The following is a 19,332-nucleotide window of genomic DNA, read 5'->3' on the forward strand; positions in this document are numbered from 1 at the left end:
ATTGGATTCAGGAACTTGTGGAAGAATAAAAGGTTCTCTGCCATCAACCTCCTTGGGCTCTCCATCGGGATGGCGGCAGCTATTCTCATCCTGTTATGGATACAGCATGAGCTGAGCTTCGACCGTTTCTATACAGACCAGGAAAGAATATACAAAGTGATGAACAGGGCTGATTTCGATGGTAAACTACAGGTTTGGTCCGCTACTCCCAAAATCCTGGGAAAGACCCTTAAAGCAGAGTATCCTGATATAGAATACATGAGCCGTGCAGACGACAACAATCTGCTATTGATAGCGGGCAACAAAAAGATCAATGGAGCAGGCATGTTTGCTGATCCGGATTTCCTGCACATCTTCGATTTCAAACTCAAACAGGGAAGTGTAAGCAAAGCCCTGGACGGCACTTACTCCGTGGTACTCACCGCCACCCTTGCGAAAAAGCTCTTCGGCAATGAAGATCCTATGGGCAAAGTGATTTCCATGAACCCCTATAATGAAGCCAGCAACTTTACTGTAACAGGCGTTCTGGAAGACCTTCCCGACAATTCCCAGTTCAAATTCGAATTCATCCTGCCCTGGCTCTACATGACAAAACTGGGTTGGGACGATGACTGGTGGGGCAACAACTCCGTTTCCACTTTCGTAAAACTTAAACCTAACGTAAACGAAGCAACGCTGAATGAAAAAATAAAGAAAGTCACTATCACCCATTCCAATAACGATGAAGACACGGAAGTGTTCCTTCATCCCGTTTCCAAACTGAGGCTTTGGGAACAATTCGATAATGGAGTGAATGTTGGCGGCAGGATCTCTCTCGTACGATTATTTGGTGTGATAGCCGGCCTGATATTGTTGATCGCCTGTATCAATTTCATGAATCTGAGTACCGCCCGCAGCGAGAAGAGAGCGCGTGAAGTAGGTATTCGAAAAGTAGTAGGCGCTCAGCGCGGTTCACTGATCGGGCAGTTCCTCGGAGAATCAGTGCTGCTCACCTTCATTGCCGGATTGGTGGCCCTGATCCTTGTGCACCTGAGCCTTCCGGCTTTCAACAACCTTGTTACCAAAGTACTCTTCGTCCCCTACACAAATATCTATTTCTGGCTGATGGCAGCTGGTTTTGTTCTGTTCACCGGTTTACTGGCCGGAAGCTATCCTGCATTCTATCTTTCTTCATTCCGTCCCATACGTGTGCTGAAAGGAGCTGCGCATAAAGTACAGGCACTGATCACTCCCAGAAAATTATTGGTGGTAACACAGTTCACCATTGCCATCGTGCTGATCGTATCCACCATCATCATTCGCCAGCAGATCAAACATGCGCAGGACCGCGATGCTGGCTACAACAGAAGCGATCTTGGTTATATCCACCTCACAAAGGAGATCAAAAAGAATTATGATGTGATCGCACAGGCTCTGATCAGTTCAGGCGCAGTTTTGTCTATGAGCAAGACCAGCGCGCCCCTCACCGAGAACTGGAGCAATAGCTGGGGCATCTCCTGGGATGGGAAAGACGAGAGCTCCAAAATTGTTCTCGACCGGTTCTGTACCGATGGCAACCTCGTAAAGACCGCGGGCTTCACACTCATCAAAGGACGTGATATCAACCTGAAAGAATTTCCGGGAGACTCCCTCTCTGCCCTCATCAACGAATCCGCAGCCAGTTTAATGGGATTCAAGGACCCACTGGGCAAGACCTTCGGCGATATGAATAAAACATGGACCATCGTTGGCGTGGTGAAAGACGTGATCCTTGCATCCCCTTATCTCCCCAAATTGCCCATGGTGATTGCAGGACCAAAAGGCTGGTTCAATGTATTACACATACGTCTGAATCCTGAACGATCCACAGCAGACAATCTAAAAGCCGTGGAAGCTGTTTACAAAAAGTTCAATCCCGATTTTCCTTTCAATTTCAAATTCATCGATACTGAATACGAGAAGAAATTCAATGACGAAAAAAGGATCGCCACACTGGCCAGCCTTTTTGCCGGCCTCACCATCTTCATCAGTTGCCTGGGACTATTTGCCCTGGCCACTTATATGGCAGAGAACAGGATCAAGGAAATTGGCGTAAGGAAAGTGCTGGGCGCATCAGTGCTCAGCATCACTACCCTGTTGAGCAAAGATTTCCTGGCGCTGGTGCTGGTATCACTGGTGATCGCCACACCCATTGCCTGGTGGGCCATGCATACCTGGTTGCAGGATTACACTTACCGGATCAGCATTCAGTGGTGGGTATTCATCCTCGCAGGTGCGGGAGCCATTTTGATTGCGCTCGCTACAGTGAGCTACAATTCCATCAAAGCGGCCATGAGCAATCCAACCAAATCACTGAGAAGCGAATGATCATTTAAAAACTTATCCCAATGTTCAAAACATATCTTAGTACCGCATTTAGAAGCCTCTGGAAGAACAAAGTATTTACCATCCTGAATATGCTGGGACTGGCCATCGGTATCAGCGCAGCGCTGGTGATCTACCTGATGGTGAACTGGGATTTCAGCTTTGAGCGCGCCGTACCGGACCATCAGCGCATCTATCGCGTTGTATCCAATTTCACATCGGCAGAGGATAAGTTTTACAACAGTGGCGTGAACGTGCCGCTGGTGAATGCCATCCCCGGTAATATAAGTGGAATAGAAGAAGCAGCGCCTTACCGCCAGCTCTCCGATATGCTGAAGGTTACTGTATTGCGCGATAACGGACAACGCGATATATACAAGAACCAGGAAGGTTTCATCTACACCTATCCATCATACTTCAAAATACTTCCGCAGCAGTGGGTGAACGGAACACCCGATGCATCCCTCAATACGCCCAACCAGGTAGTACTCAACACTGCCAGTGCAGATAAATATTTTCCCGGCATTCCCTATGATCAGCTTACAGGTAAACAGCTTTATCTGGAAGATACAGTAACTGTTACCGTTAGTGGAGTGGTTAAAGTCCGGGAAGACAGAACAGACTTCAATTTCATTGGATTTGTAAGTTACAGCACACTGGCGAAGCCCAATATGCAACCCCACGACTGGCTTGAATGGGACAATACCAGCGATAATACACAAATACTACTGAAACTACCTGAGGGAACATCCTCTGCTTCCATCGCGCAGCAGGTGACCGATCTCTTCCGCCGGAATTATACCCGCGATGTGAAAAGTTCTAATGATCAGTTCTATTCCCTGCAACCACTTACTGATGTGCATTTCGATGCACGCTATCCCAATTTCAACCAGCGCATGGGCAACAGGCCCACCTTGTATGGCCTGCTGGCCATTGCAGGTTTCCTGTTATTGCTCGGCTGTATCAACTTCATCAACCTTACCACTGCGCAAAGCAGTACCAGGGCCAAAGAGATCGGTATCAGGAAAACGATGGGCAGCAGCAAACGCCAACTGATCACACAGTTCATGGGCGAAACGCTTTTGCTCACACTGATTGCCACTATCCTCAGCTGCATTTTGGCGCCCCTGGTATTGAAACTGTTCTCGGATTTCATTCCTGCCGGTATCCGCTTCCCCAATACAGGCGATCCAAATATCTGGATCTTCCTTGCGGCGCTGGTACTGGTGGTCAGTTTCCTTTCAGGCATCTATCCTGCCCTGGTATTGTCGGGTTTCAGGCCCATCCAGGTGCTGAAAAATAATACGGCTACCGATAACGGACATACGAGAAGGACCATCCTGAGAAAAACACTCACCGTTTCCCAGTTTGTGGTGGCGCAGGTATTCATTATTGCCACCCTGATGGTGGCCAAACAGGTGAAGTTCGCGCTCAATAAAGATATTGGCATGCGCAAGGATGCTATCGTATTCATCAGAACGCCCTGGGGCGAGTCCAATCCCATGAAAAGGGAACAACTGGCTGACAGGCTACGCGCCATTCCGGAAATTGCCAATGTGGCCATCGGCGGCCACCCACCCTCCAGCAGGAGTATCTGGACCAGCACTATCAACTATAAAGACGGACAGAAAGATCTGGAAGCCAGCATCGATATCAAAGTGGGCGACTCAAATTACATCCATGTGTATGGCCTTCAGCTCATAGCGGGAAGGAATATACGAAAAAGCGATACGCTCAGTGAAATGCTCATCAACCAGACCTATGCCAATATACTTGGCTTCAAGAACCCTGAAGAAGCCATTGGCAGGAACCTGAGCTGGGATAACCGACTGGTCCCCATTGCAGGCGTACTGAAAGATTTCAACCAGAAAACATTGCACGAAGCTATCCGTCCGCTCGTCATCAGCAATGAGGGCAACAGGCTCAATACCATGCACCTGTTGCTGCATCCGCAGAATGCAACAGGCACTGCCTGGAAAAATGCCCTCGCCAAAGCCGGGCAGGAATTCAGATCAGTCTATCCTGAACTCGAATACAAGGCAGATTTCTTTGATGAATCCCTGGCCAATGCTTACGATAATGAACAAAAAACATCCCGGCTCCTCTTCTGGGCAGCAGGACTGGCCGTACTGATCAGTTGCCTGGGATTGCTCGGGCTTGTCACTTTCACCACCCTGCAGCGCACCAAGGAGATCGGTGTGCGCAAAGTGCTGGGCGCTTCCGTAACGCAGATCGTTAGCCTGCTGAGCAAAGACATCATTGCACTGGTGGCTATCGCATTGCTGATTGCCGTGCCCATCGCCTGGATCGGCCTGCATCAATGGCTGCAGCAGTTTGCCTATCGTGCTGCAATAAGCTGGTGGCTCTTCATCCTTACCGGCGGTATAACCATCATCATTGCACTGATCACACTCAGTTTTCAAACCATCCGCGCAGCGCTTTCCGATCCTGTGAAAAGCCTGCGCAACGAATAACCGAAAAGTACAAGTCATGATAAAGAATTACTGGAAGATCGCTGTAAGGAATGTACTCCGCTACAAGGGGTACTCCGCCATCAATGTGGCCGGACTGGCCATCGGGATTGCGGCTTGCCTGTTGCTGTTCCTCGTGATCAGGTACGAGAATTCCTACGAGAAGTTCAATACCAATTATTCCCGCATATACAGGGCCGTTACGGAAGACAGGGACGCATCCGGTCTGGATTACAATCCGGGTACTCCCTTCCCTGCCATTGCCACCCTGCGCACACAAATGCCCGATGTAACCATCGCCGCCCTCAATGCGCATTTCGGCAGCCAGTTCACGGTGATCGGCCAACTGGAAGCAGGCACCAATATCGAAAAGAAATTCCTGGAAGACAGAGGCGCTTTCTTCATGGAGCCTGAATACTTCAAAATATTCGACGTGAAATGGCTCAGCGGTAATGCCGATGTGCTCAAGGCGCCCAATATGGCCGTGCTCAGCAAAGCCACTGCCACAAAGTATTTCGGCAGCTGGGAAAAAGCCAACGGACAAACCATCCGGCTTGACAATTCCTATGTACTCACCGTAGGCGGCGTGTTTGATGATCAACCCCTGAATTCCGATATGCCCATGAGTGTGATCACCAGCTACGCTACGCTCAGGACCATCAAAGATTATGGTTGGGACGAAGGCTGGGGATTGCTCAGCAGCAATCACCAGGTGATGATCCTCCGCCCGGAGAATATGAGTGAGGCTACCTTACAGGCACGTATAGACGAGTTCAACAAAAAGAACTTCCCCCAGAAAAAGAAAGACGATTACAGAAGAGCCGTGCTGCAGCCACTCAGCATGCTGCACTTCGATGACCGCATGGGCGGCAATTTCGGGGACCATGTGACCAGCAAGGCCTCACTGCTCACACTTTCGCTGATCGGCATACTGATCATCGTGATGGCCTGTATCAATTTCGTGAACCTGAGCACAGCGCAGGCCATTGGCCGCTCCCGCGAGGTAGGCGTGAGAAAAGTTCTCGGCGGTAACCGCTGGCAGCTGTTCTGGCAGATGATGGGCGAAACAGCCGTGATAGTGGTGTTCTCCGTGGGCATCGCACTGCTGCTGGCGCAACTGGCATTGCCTTACCTGAAAACATTCATCAATATAGAAGAAACACCGGCCCTGTTCACAATGAACAATATGCTCTTCCTGCTGGGCATAGCCATTGCCGTTACATTGCTGGCAGGCTCCTACCCCGCACTGGTATTGAGCGGCTTCAGACCGGCGCTGGCACTGAAGAACAAGATCACATCCGCCAATGTAGGCGGCATCTCTATCCGCCGCGGACTGGTGATCACTCAGTTTGCCATCTCGCAGGTGCTGATCATCGGTACCATCATCGCCGTTTCGCAAATGAACTTCGTGCGTAATGCAGACCTCGGATTCAAAAAGGATGCAGTGCTGGTATTGAACAGTCGCGCTGACAGCGCCGTGCTTTCCCGCCAGACGGCTTTCAAGGCAGCACTGAAAGACCTGAATGGTGTGGTGGATGTATCCCGCAACAGCGATGCCCCCTCTTCCGATAACAACTCATCATCCAATTTCTCATTCGATCACCGCGGAGATGATGAGCCTTTCGATATCTTCCACAAATTCGCGGATGAAGATTATTTCAAAACCTATCAGCTGGAACTGCTGGCAGGACGTCCTTTCAGGAAAAGCGATACTATTTCCGAGATCGTGGTGAATGAAACATTTGTAGAAAAAGTGGGCGCAAAAAGTCCTGAGGAAGTGATCGGTAAAGAGATCAGGCTGGGCCGTGGCGGATGGAAGCCCATCGTTGGCGTGGTGAAGGATTTCAAGACCAATTCACTTCGTGAAAGTATCAAGCCACTGGAAATATCCTCTATGAGCAGCAGATACGGTCAGGTGGCCGTAAAATTCAGCGGCAGAAATTTCTCTCAAACCAATAAAGCCATCAAGGATGTCTGGGAAAAATTCTATCCCGAATATGCTTATAGCAGCTTCTTCGTGGATGAGAATATCGCTGAGTTCTACCTGCAGGAAGAACAATTAAGCAGGCTCTATAAATTCTTTGCAGCGCTGGCCATCTTCATTTCCTGTTTGGGCTTATACGGACTGGTAAGTTTCATGGCTGTGCAGAAAACAAAGGAAGTGGGCATCCGCAAAGTACTTGGCGCCAGCACGGGCAATATCGTTTACCTGTTCTCGAAAGAGTTCACCATCCTCATCAGCATTGCATTCGTGATTGCCACACCACTGGCCTGGCTGCTCATGAATAACTGGTTGCAGGATTTTGTATTCCGCGTGCATATCAGCATCGGCGTATTCATTGTAGCGATCCTCATTTCACTGGGTATCGCCTGGATCACCGTTGGTTACAAAGCCGTGCGGGCCGCATTGGCCAGCCCGGTCAAGAGTTTGAGAAGTGAATAAACCATCATAGCCATTCCTTAAAACAACCTTTATGTTCAGAAACCTTCTTAAAACGGCCTTTCGCAATCTCTGGCGGCACAAGGCTTTTTCGTTCATCAATATCATGGGCCTCACCATTGGCATGACGGCCTGCTTCCTGATATTCCTGTTCGTGAAGTTTGAGCTGAGCTATGAGAATTTCCATCCGAAGGCAGACAGGATCTACAAGATTGCGGCAGATATCAAAACGCCCACTGAAGTGATCCACGCCGGAGGGCCCTCCTTTGCCGTACCACCGAACCTGAAAACGGAATTTCCGGAAGTGGAGGAGTTTGCAAGGGTGCTCAATACACCGATGATCGTACGCTATGGCGAAATCAAGTTCAAAGAAGATAATATTCTGGTGGTTGACTCCGCTGCCTTCCGCATTTTTGGCTGGCAATTGCTGAAGGGCGATCCCAATACCGCTTTGGCAGCCCCATTCTCCGCTGTACTCACGGAAACTGCCGCTAAAAAATATTTCGGAAATGAAGACCCCATGGGCAAGACCTTATTGTTGGGAGATCAGGCCCGTCCCAATATCGTAACGGGTGTAATGAAAGATCTCCCTGAAAACACACAGATCAATTCGCCCATGATCTTCAGCATGAGCTCACTCACAGCCGAGCTCAATCCGAACCTCGATAAACAATGGGGCAATTACGGCGCCGATGCCTACATTCTGTTGAAAACCGGCACCACCGGCGCAGACCTGGAAAAGAAGCTCCCCGATTTCCTGAAAAGAATGAATGGTGAGGAAATGGACAAATGGAAAATGTGGGTGACCCTTTTCCTGAAGCCCGTCCGTGATGTATATCTCTATTCAGACCGTAACGACGGCAAGAGCGGTAAGATCAACAATGTGTACATTTTTTCTATTGTTGCCATCTTCATACTCGTTATCGCCTGTATCAATTTCGTGAACCTTACAACAGCCCGCTCCACCGAACGCGCCAAGGAAGTAGGGATCCGAAAAGTGGCCGGGGCCGGCAAGTACCAGCTTATCAGGCAATTCATTGGAGAATCCCTGATCATCAGCCTCATCGCTTTCGGTTTGGCATTACTGTTAACCATGCTGCTATTACCCATGTTCAATAACCTGGCAGGAAAGACAATCAGCACCGGCGTATTCTCCAACTGGCAATATCCCGCCTGGTTGTTTGTGGCATCCGTTGGCATCGGATTGCTGGCTGGCTTCTATCCTGCCCTGGTACTGGCAAGGTTCAGGCCCATCGTGGTATTGAAAGGCAGGTTCGCCACAGGAACAAAAGGCATCCTGCTGAGAAAAGGATTGGTGGTAGCGCAGTTCACCATCTCCATTGCATTGATCATCGCCACACTGGTGGTGTATTTTCAAACCAGCTATATGCGCAACCAGGACCTGGGCTTCAAGAAAGACCAGATGCTGGTGATCAGAACGGAAGCCACTAAAACGCAGAAGACCTTCAAGGAAGAGATCAGGAAAATTCCCGGTGTGAAATCAGTTTCACTCGGATCCAGTGTGCCCGGTAACGGCTGGAATGGCGCCTACTCGGAAATAGAAAATACGAGTGGCGAATACCAGGTGGCCAACCTAAACCTGATCTTCGTGGATTTCGATTATATGCCACAGTTAGAGATCCAGATGGTGGCCGGCAGGCAATTCTCCAGGGATTTCCTCACAGATACCACAAAAGCCATGGTGATCAACGAATCCGCTGTTAAGATGTTCGGCTACTCCGATCCCAAACAGGCCATCGGCAAAAAATACAAACAATGGGGCAGTGAAGGACAGATCATTGGGGTGATGAAGGACTTCAACTACAATGGTCTGCAGGAAGAGATCAAGCCCCTCACCTTACGTATGGCTGAATCCGGCAATGGCGGTTATGACCACCTCACTGTGAATGTGGCAGGTGGACAGATCCCGGTCACCATTGCTGCTATCAAAAAGAAATGGAAAGAGATGGTTCCCAATCTTCCTTTCTCCTACACTTTCATCGATGAAATTTTCGATCATAAATACCGCGATGAGCAGCGCTTCGGCGAGCTCTTCCTGAATTTTGCCGCACTGGCGATACTCATCTCCTGTCTTGGTTTGCTGGGCCTCACCGCCTACAGCACCATGCAACGCACCAAAGAGATCGGTATCCGTAAAGTAATGGGAGCCAGCGTGAGCAATATCCTGCACCTGCTGTCGAAGGAATTCATCTGGCTGGCTGGCATCTCCTTCGTGGTGTCTGCTCCGTTAGCCTGGTTCTTCATGCATAAATGGTTGCAGAATTTCGCATACAGGATCAATATCACCTGGTCTGTTTTCGCCATTGCCGGCACGGCAGCCCTGCTGATTGGCCTGTTCACCATCAGTTTCCAGGCAGTGAAAGCGGCCATCGCCAATCCTGTAAAAGCATTGAGAACCGAATAAAATCTGTAAGCCATGTTCCGGAACTATTGGAAGATCGCCTTAAGGAGTTTGTGGAAGAACAAGAGCTTCTCAGCCCTCAACATTACCGGGCTGGCAATGGGCCTCGCGGCCTGTCTCCTCATCCTCCTGTATGTGAAAGATGAACTGAGCTTCGACAAGTACAATACAAATGCGGACCGCATTTACCGGATCGATACCGATATCCGTTTCGGCGGTTCCGATTTCCTGATCGCTACCGGTCCGGATCCGCTGGCCAAAGTACTGAAAGATGAGTTCCCGCAGATCGAAGCCGTGGCGCGCTTTCGCGGGCAGGGCAACCAGCTCTTCCGCAAGGGCACGGAGAATATCATGGAAGACCGCGTGATCTATGCAGATGCTTCCATCTTTGATGTATTCACATTGCCTGTACTTGATGGCAATCCGCGGCGGGCGCTGCAACAGCCCAATACCGTTGTGATCACGGAATCCACAGCCAGAAAATATTTCGGCAAAACAACAGTGGCCGGGCAATACCTGGAAACAGGCAATCGTAATTTGCAGATTGCCGGCGTGATCAGGGATCTTCCTGCAACCTCCCATTTCAAATACGATTTCTTCATATCACTGGAAACACTGGAGGAAAGCCGCCGCAACCACTGGCTCGGCAATAATTTCAACACCTATTTTTTATTGAAGGAAGGCGCTGGCCCCGAAACTGTGCAGGCAGGTTTACGTGGCATCGTTGTAAAACATGTTGCCCCTCAATTGAAGGGCCTCCTCAACAGTACACTGGATGAACTGGAAAAAAAGGGTGATCATATCCGTTATGATATCCGTCCGCTTACCTCCATCCATCTTCATTCAGACCTTATAGCTGAACTGGGAGCGAACAGCAATGTGCAATATGTGTATATTTTTTCTGCTGTTGCCTTGTTCATCCTCCTGATCGCATGTGTCAATTTCATGAACCTTTCCACAGCCAGGTCTTCCAACCGAGCACGTGAAGTGGGTGTAAGGAAAGTGATGGGCTCATTACGCAGGAGCCTGGTGATGCAGTTCCTGATGGAATCCATTGTTATCAGCATCGTATCCCTGCTGCTGGCGTTGATCCTGGCCTGGTCCTTCCTTCCCTGGTTCAACCAGCTAAGCGGCAAGTCCATAGATTTTGCAAAAGAGATAACTCCGGGTGTTGGCCTCATCCTCATTGGCTTTGCCATTGTGGTGGGCATCATTGCAGGCAGTTATCCGGCCTTCTTCCTCTCCTCCTTCCAGCCCATCAAAGTACTGAAAGGAAAGCTGGCAGCAGGTTTCAGAACAGGCTGGATGCGGAATTCACTGGTGGTTTTCCAGTTCGGCATTTCTATTTTTCTCATTATTGGCACGGTGGTCATTTACAATCAGCTCAATTATATCCGCAATAAGAAAACAGGGTTCAACCGCGAACAGGTGCTGATTGTGAATGATGCACAGATCCTCGGCAATAAATCGACACTGTTCAAGGACGAAGTGAAAAGATCAGGGATCGCCAGAGATGTTACCATGACCGGCTACCTGCCTACCAGCTCCGACCGCAATACAGATGTTGTGTTCAAAGATGCTACCGCCACATCTTCCAACAGTGTTTCATTGCAGATATGGGCAGTAGATGAAGACTATGTGCCTACGCTCGGCATGGAAATGGCAGCGGGCAGGAATTTCAGTCGTGATTTCCCAACGGATTCTTCCGCCGTGCTGATCAATGAAGCAGCAGCCAAAATATTCGGCTATACCAATCCGGTAGGTCAGACCATCTACATGCCAGATGGTTATATCGGCAGCAGCAATTCTCCCTACACTATCGTAGGTGTGGTAAAGGATTTCAATTTCAACAGCATGCGCGAGACTGTTGGTCCCCTGCTGTTGCAGAACCGCTTCGACAGAGGCTCGGTAGCCATCCGGATTCCCGCAGGCAACCAGCAAACTGCTGTTGACAAAGTTCGCGATATCTGGAAAGGGATTGCGCCGGACCAACCATTCCGCTTCACTTTCATGGATGAGGATTTCAACAGGATCTACGAGGCCGAACAACGCACCGGCAAGATCTCACTCGCCTTTTCGATACTGGCCGTGATGATCGCCTGTCTTGGATTATTCGGGCTGGCTGCCTATGCAGCCGAGCAACGCACGAAAGAGATCGGCATCCGCAAAGTATTGGGTGCATCCGTTGGCGGCATTGTTCAGTTGTTATCAAAGGACTTTCTGAAACTGGTATTCATTGCAGAGCTCATCGCTTTCCCCTTTGCCTGGTGGGCAATGAACAACTGGTTGCAACATTTTGCATACAGAAGCGCCATTAGCTGGTGGGTATTTGCCGGAACAGCTATTGTTACGTTATTGATCGCCATACTGACCGTGAGTTTTCAGGCTATCCGTGCTGCATTGAGTAATCCTGTAGAGAGCCTGAGAAATGAATAAAAACAGAAAAGAATAAAACGCCATAGCATGCTCATCAATTCCCTGAAGATTGCCTGGCGCAATCTGATGAAAAGTAAATCTTTTTCACTGATCAATATCCTGGGACTATCTACCGGCATGGCCGTAGTGATCCTAATCGGGCTCTGGATACATGATGAGCTCAGCTATGATCAGTATCACAAGAATTACAGCGCTATTGGTCAGATGATGACCATTCAGAAAAGGGATGGGAAATACAATGCGCACACATATATCGCTGCGCCGCTGGCGCAGGCATTGAGAACGGAATATCCCGATGATTTCAAGGCCGTGGCCCTCACCTCACCCAAAAGCAACTGGTTGCTGGGATATGGAGACAAGAAATTCAACAGGGACGGGATGTGGGTGGAACCTGAATTCCCGGAAATGATGGGACTGAAAATGATAAAGGGGAATTATGCAGGTCTCAAAGATCCCAGTTCTATTTTTTTATCACAGTCGATGTCTTCCGCACTTTTCGGGAATGATGATCCGATCAACAAAACCATTCGCGTCAACAACACGCAGGATGTGAAAGTAGCTGGCATCTACGAGGATCTTCCTCACAATACATCACTGAACGGTGCTGCCTATTTCGGCACCTGGTCAACCTTCGAAGCGCTGAACGGCATTGCCAGGGATGCAGACGATGCCTGGGGCATGCACAGTTTCCTCTGCTTTGTGCAACTTAATGCCGCTGATAATTTTGAGCAGGTCACCAAAAAAGTGGAACATATTCCCATGAAACATTTGGTGGCTGCGGAATCAGGCGAAGAAAGCGTAGTAGTGCATCCGATGAAGGACTGGTACCTGCGCAGTGAATTCAAAACAGGTAAGGCAAGTGGCGGCCGCATTCAGTTTGTCTGGCTCTTCGGTATCATCGGGGCTTTTGTATTATTGCTGGCCTGTATCAATTTCATGAATCTCAGCACCGCCCGCTCTGAAAAAAGAGCCAGGGAAGTGGGCATCAGGAAAGCCATCGGCTCCATGCGGCAACAACTTATCAGGCAGTTCCTGACTGAATCTGTGCTGGTGGCGATCGTATCCGCCATCATCTCTATAATACTCGTTTACATCAGTATCGGCTGGTTCAATCAGCTGGCCGCAAAAGAAATAAACATCCTCTGGGACCAGCCACTGTTCTGGATCTCAATTGCAGGGTTCACCATCATTACCGGTCTGCTCGCTGGTAGTTATCCCGCATTCTATCTTTCTTCTTTCCAGCCCGTAAAAGTTTTGAAAGGCACATTCAGGTCAGGAAGGTTCGCGGCTATTCCCCGCAAAGTGCTGGTGGTGCTGCAATTCACTGTGAGTATTGTGCTGATCATCGGAACTATTGTGGTGCTTCGGCAGATCCAGCATGCACGCAACCGGCCTGTGGGCTTCGCACGTGAAGGACTGATCCAGATCTTCATCAATACACCTGAGCTTCGCGGCCATTATGATGTGCTGCGCGATGACCTGTTGAAAACCGGCGTGGTGGCCAATATGGGGCAATCATCTTCCCCTGTCACCAATCTCTGGGCATCACAGGTAGGTTTCCAGTGGCAGGGAATGGATCCCAATTCCGTTCCTGTTTTTGGCACTACTGCCGTTACACATGATTTCGGAAATACTGTTCAGTGGAATATCACCAAAGGAAGGGATTTCAGCAGGGAATTCGCATCCGACTCAAGCGGACTGGTACTGAATGAAGCTGCTGTGGAGCTCACCGGCTTCAAGGATCCGGTTGGTCAGATCATCAATTGGAATGGCGACAGGTACCATGTGATCGGCGTGGTGAAGAATATCATCATGACATCGCCTTATCAGCCTGTGCAGCCCGGCATCTTTTTGCTCAGCTATAACTGGAGCGAAGTGATCAATATCCGCATCAAACCCGAAACCAGCTTACCCACAGCGCTGGCATCCATAGAAAAAGTTTTCAGGAAACATGATCCTGCTTCTCCCTTCGAATACAAGTTTGCAGATGAGCTGTATGGTTCCAAATTCGCTGCCGAGGAAAGGATCGGTAAGCTCGGTGGATTCTTTGCAGCGCTGGCCATTTTCATCAGCTGCCTGGGAATATTCGGACTGGCTTCCTATGTAGCCGAGCAACGCGTGAAAGAGATCGGAGTACGCAAGGTTTTAGGAGCCTCCGTGTTAAGCATCTGGCAATTGTTATCGAAGGATTTTCTGCTGCTGGTATTCATCGCATTCCTGATTTCCACGCCGCTTGCTTATTTGTTCATGAAGAACTGGCTGCAAAGCTACCAGTACCGTACAGAGCTGAGCTGGTGGTTATTTGGCGTAGCCCTGGGCGGCGCATTGATCATCACTATTTCCACAGTAAGCTACCAGGCAATACGAGCGGCCCTGAGCAATCCCGTCAAAAGTCTGAGAAGCGAATAATACTAATTTTTAAAACACCCGCATATGTTCCGCAATTACCTGATCACAACCTTGAGGTCACTGCGCAGAAGCAGGGTCACCAGTATCATCAATATCACTGGCCTTTCACTCGGAATGGCAGTTGTGATGCTCATTGCACTCTGGGTTCTGGATGAACTTAATCACGATAAGGAACATTCGAACTTTGATACATTAGGACAGGTTTATGTAAATCAGCAGATCAGTGGCAACAAGAACGTGATGATGGCCAATGCCTATCCTTTCGCCAATGAGCTGCGTACAAAATTACCGCAGGACTTTAAGGCAGTTGCACTTGCTTCCTGGCATATGCAAAGCCTCTTTGCTGTTGGTGATAAAAAGCTCAACAGCGACGGCATGTGGGTTCAGGAAGATTTCCCTTCTATGATCACAGTGAATATGATCAGGGGTGATATCAATGCTTTGAAAGACCCTCATGCAGTGCTGATCAATGAAAGTCTCGCCAAAGCCCTGTTTGCTGATGAAGATGCATTGGGGAAACCTTTTCGGGTGGGGAAAGATTTTGAAGTGGCAGTTGCAGGTGTGTATAAGGATCTTCCCCGTAGCTCCAGTTTTTACAATGTAAATTTTTTAGGGAGCTGGAAAGGTTATGAGATCATGCAGCCATGGATCAAAAACAATTCGGATCGATGGGACAATCATTCTTTCCAACTTTTTGTGCAGCTCAACCAGCCCAATGCATACAATGCGATCAACAATAAGATCAGCACTTTACTGAATCCTTATTTCAAAAACCCAAACTGGAAAGAATCATTAATGATCCTGCCCATGAAGGATTGGTATCTGCGAGGTGAATTCAAAAATGGTGAAAGAGCTGGCGGCAGGATCAGATTTGTTTGGCTCTTCGGCGCCATTGGGGTTTTTGTTTTGTTACTCGCCTGCATCAATTTCATGAACCTTGCAACAGCCAGATCAGAAAAGCGATCCAAAGAGGTAGGCATCCGCAAAACACTCGGCTCACAGAAAAAAGAACTGATATTTCAATTCCTGGGTGAAAGCCTTGCAGTGGCGCTGATCAGTTTGGTGATGGCTTTGATACTGGTATCCCTGGTTATGCCCTGGTTCAATGAAATTGCGGCCAAAGACATGCACATCCCCTGGAACAAGCCACTGTTCTGGAGCTGCGTATTGGGTTTTACTGCCTTCACCGGTTTGCTCGCAGGCAGCTACCCTGCATTTTATCTTTCTGCATTCAATCCCATAAGAGTTTTTCGTGGTTCATTCAAAGCAGGAAGATTTGCTGCTTTACCAAGAAAAGTATTGGTTGTGCTGCAATTCACCGTCAGTATTACACTCATCATCGGAACCATTGTAGTAAAAAGACAAATTGATCATGCCAGGAACAGACCTACTGGTTTCGATAATCAGCGAATGGTGCAGATCAATATGAATACGGATGAGTTGAGAAAACATTATGATGTGATTCGCCAGGAATTGCGCCAGACGGGATTTGCAGCCGATATGGCAACCGCTTCCTCTCCCATCACCAGTTTATACAGCACACAGAGTGGTTATAACTGGCAAGGTAAGGACCCGGATTTTATTGCTGATTTCGGCACTATCGGCATCACACACGATTATGGGAAAACAGTAAAATGGGAAATTTTACAGGGCAGGGATTTTTCAAGAAGCTTCCAAGACAGTGCATCCATGATCGTGAATGAATCCGCGTTGAAAATCCTGCAATTTAAAACCCCTCTCGGAGCAACCATAAAATGGGGGGAACGCAATTATGAGGTGGTGGGTGTTGTAAAAGATATTGTGATGACCTCTCCCTATAATCCTGTTGAGCCAACCATCTATATACTCAGTTATGATTGGGCCAACAGCATGCTCGTTCGCCTGGGAGACAATAAGAGTATTCCCGATGCTATTGCCGGAATGGAACCCATTTTCAAAAAACACAACCCTTCTGCGCCTTTTCAGTACAGGTTTGTGGATGAAGTACATGGGAAGAAATTTGCTTCGGAAGAAAGAGTTGGCAAGCTCTCCGGCATCTTTGCCATGCTGGCTATCCTTATCAGTTGTCTCGGCATTTTCGGCCTTGCAACATTTGTTGCGGAACAGCGTCTTAGAGAAGTGAGCATTCGTAAGATCCTGGGCGCTTCTGTTTATAGCATCTGGCAATTATTGTCGAAAGATTTCTGTTTGCTGATACTGCTCTCATTTGCGCTGGCAGCGCCACTGGCCTGGCATTTCATGAATATCTGGTTACAGGATTATGAATACCGTACAACACAGCCCTGGTGGATCTTTGCGATAGCTTTTGGCGTAGCATTATTCCTCACGATCGTTACAGTGAGCACACAAGCTGTCAAAGCTGCGCTCGGTAATACAGTGAAGGCGCTCAAACGCGACTAGAATACTAACGATCATAAATACCTGACATCCTAAACAAAGTATATGCTGAAGAACTATTTTATTGTAGCCATCCGTAACCTGAAACGGAACAAGGTGTTCAGCGTCATCAATATCGTAGGGCTTGCCCTGGGACTCACCTGCAGCCTGCTGATCATGTTGTGGGTATTGGATGAGCGGAGCATGGACCAGTTCCATGTGAACAAGGACCGCTTGTTCTCTGTATACGAAAGACAGTTCTTCGACAATAAAGTGCAGGGAGGTTTTGGCACGCCCGGACCACTGGCCCGTGAGCTGAAACAGATCCTTCCGGAAGTGGAACACAGCGCCTCCATCGGTTGGGAAGACCAGACAACTTTTCAACTGGGCGATAAGATCCTGCAAATGACCGGCAGTTATTCAGACAGTGATTTCTTCAAGATGTACAGTTTTCCATTACTGGAAGGCACTGCACAATCTGCGTTGGCAGATCCCCTGAGCCTCGCTATTTCCCGGAAGATGGCCACAGCCTTCTTCGGCAGTACGCAGGCCGCGATCGGCAAAACACTGCGCGCAGACGACAGGCGCGATTTCAAGATCACTGCCGTGTATGAAGACATGCCAAAGAACAGCACCGCACACTGGGACTATATCATCAACTGGAACTACCTGATGGAAACAGCGGACTGGATCAAACAATGGGATAACAATGGTCCCAGAACAACCCTGCTGTTGCACAAAAATGCCGATCCCGCCAAAGTGGAAGCGAAGATCAAAAATTATATGGATCAGCACCTGGACAAAAACGGGGGCTGGCGCATCGAGCTATACATGATGAAATTCTCCGACCGGTACCTGTATGGCAATATGAAGGATGGTGTACTCAGTGGAGGCCGGATCGAATACGTGCGTTTATTCAGCCTGATAGCTGTATTCATTCTGCTGATCGCCTGTATCAATTTCATGAACCTCACCACCGCCAGATCGATCAAGCGTTCCCGTGAGATCGGCGTGAGAAAAGTGGTGGGCGCTGTCAGGTTCGGATTGGTTAGGCAGTTCCTCGGAGAAGCCATCGTAGTGGCTGGCATTGCCATGATAGTGGCTCTGGCACTACTTTTCCTGGCTTTGCCCTTATTCAATCAGCTGACAGAAAAACAAATTGCCTTTCCATTTGCAGACTGGACTTTCTGGGCCTGCATCCTGGGACTGCTGCTGATAACCGGACTGCTGAGTGGTAGTTATCCTGCTCTCTTCCTTTCATCATTCAAACCCATCGTGGTATTGAAAGGTGTGTTGAAAGTAAGCTCTTCCGCCAACTGGTTCAGGAAAGGACTGGTGGTGTTCCAGTTCACCCTGTCTTCTTTACTGATCATCGGCACCATCATTATTTCACAGCAGGTGCGCTATATCCAAAACAAGAACCTGGGTTATAACCGCGAGAATATAGTTAAAGTAATGCTGCTGGGCGAGCCTGAAAAATATTACAGTCTGTTCAAACAACAGGTGGGTCAGCTTCCTGGAGTTAGCAGTGTTACCAGGGCAGAGCAGGATCCTGTTGTGATCGGCAACAGTACTATCGGCGTGGACTGGGAAGGAAAAGAACCCAATTCCAAACCACTCTTTACGCAGATCGGTGTAGGCTATGATTTTGTAAAGACCATGCAAATGACGATGCTGGAAGGAAGGGATTTTTCCAAAGCATTTGGTACAGATACCGCAGGTTTCATTCTCAATGAGGCTGCTGTAAAGAAAACCGGTTATACGAACCCGATAGGAAAGCCCTTTACTTTCTGGGGCACCAAAGGAACTGTCATTGGCGTGGTGAAGGATTTTCATTTCAACTCCATGCATGAGCCCATCAATGCTCTGGTGATGCACCTGCGCGAAAATGTTAACTGGGGGAATGCCCTGGTGCGCGTGGAAGGCAGTAAGACACAAGCGGTACTCAATAGCATGGAAGCCATCAGCAAACAGATCAATCCCAAATTCCCCTTCACCTATGATTTTGCCGATGAGGAATTCAGGAAAACATTCGCAAGCGAAACCATGATTGAGAGATTATCCAACTGTTTTGCAGGTCTGGCTATCATCATTTCCTGTCTCGGACTGCTGGGGCTGGCGATGTTTGCGGCTGAACAGCGCGTGCGCGAGATCGGAATCCGCAAAGTGCTGGGAGCCGGACTGGGCAGTTTGTTCGGTTTGCTCAGTAAAGAATTCCTGATACTCGTGTTCATCGCTATCCTGATTGCATGTCCGCTTGCCTGGTGGGCTATGAACAACTGGCTGCAGGATTTCGAATACCGGATCAGTATGAATGCCTGGCCATTTGTGATTGCCGGCATCGCAGCATTAGCCATCGCTTTGTTCACCATCAGTTTCCAGACCATCAAAGCGGCCCTGGCCAACCCCGTGAAATCATTGAGAAGCGAATAGAA

Annotated in this window: 8 protein-coding genes; all 8 read left to right on the top strand. The window is 48.8% G+C overall.

All coding sequences use genetic code 11. The annotated features are described in order from the left end of the window. The first annotated feature begins 15 nt into the window (after positions 1-15). Genes FSB84_RS26100 through FSB84_RS26135 form a run of 8 tightly spaced genes read left to right on the top strand, consistent with a single transcriptional unit; the run spans position 16 to position 19,330 of the window. Positions 16-2,346: an ABC transporter permease gene (locus FSB84_RS26100; RefSeq protein WP_225979892.1), complete on the top strand. Its 2,331-nt coding sequence runs from the start codon at positions 16-18 to the stop codon at positions 2,344-2,346. A gap of 20 nt (positions 2,347-2,366) precedes the next feature. After that, positions 2,367-4,817 (top strand): ABC transporter permease, encoded by a 2,451-nt coding sequence (locus FSB84_RS26105; protein WP_130540777.1) that lies wholly within the window; start codon positions 2,367-2,369, stop codon positions 4,815-4,817. 16 nt (positions 4,818-4,833) lie between these two features. After that, complete coding sequence (locus FSB84_RS26110; protein ID WP_130540778.1) at positions 4,834-7,257, top strand: ABC transporter permease; 2,424 nt, start codon at positions 4,834-4,836, stop codon at positions 7,255-7,257. Between the two features lie 31 nt (positions 7,258-7,288). Continuing rightward, positions 7,289-9,679, top strand: coding sequence for an ABC transporter permease (locus tag FSB84_RS26115; RefSeq protein ID WP_130540779.1), 2,391 nt, complete (start codon positions 7,289-7,291; stop codon positions 9,677-9,679). A gap of 12 nt (positions 9,680-9,691) precedes the next feature. Continuing rightward, positions 9,692-12,112, top strand: coding sequence for an ABC transporter permease (locus FSB84_RS26120; RefSeq protein ID WP_130540780.1), 2,421 nt, complete (start codon positions 9,692-9,694; stop codon positions 12,110-12,112). 27 nt (positions 12,113-12,139) lie between these two features. Next, complete coding sequence (locus FSB84_RS26125; protein ID WP_130540781.1) at positions 12,140-14,521, top strand: ABC transporter permease; 2,382 nt, start codon at positions 12,140-12,142, stop codon at positions 14,519-14,521. A 24-nt stretch (positions 14,522-14,545) separates the two neighbouring features. Further along, positions 14,546-16,921: an ABC transporter permease gene (locus FSB84_RS26130; protein WP_130540782.1), complete on the top strand. Its 2,376-nt coding sequence runs from the start codon at positions 14,546-14,548 to the stop codon at positions 16,919-16,921. A gap of 42 nt (positions 16,922-16,963) precedes the next feature. Continuing rightward, positions 16,964-19,330 (top strand): ABC transporter permease, encoded by a 2,367-nt coding sequence (locus FSB84_RS26135; protein ID WP_130540783.1) that lies wholly within the window; start codon positions 16,964-16,966, stop codon positions 19,328-19,330. The last annotated feature ends 2 nt before the right edge of the window (positions 19,331-19,332 follow it).

Source organism: Pseudobacter ginsenosidimutans (genome assembly GCF_007970185.1).
Lineage (GTDB): Bacteria > Bacteroidota > Bacteroidia > Chitinophagales > Chitinophagaceae > Pseudobacter > Pseudobacter ginsenosidimutans.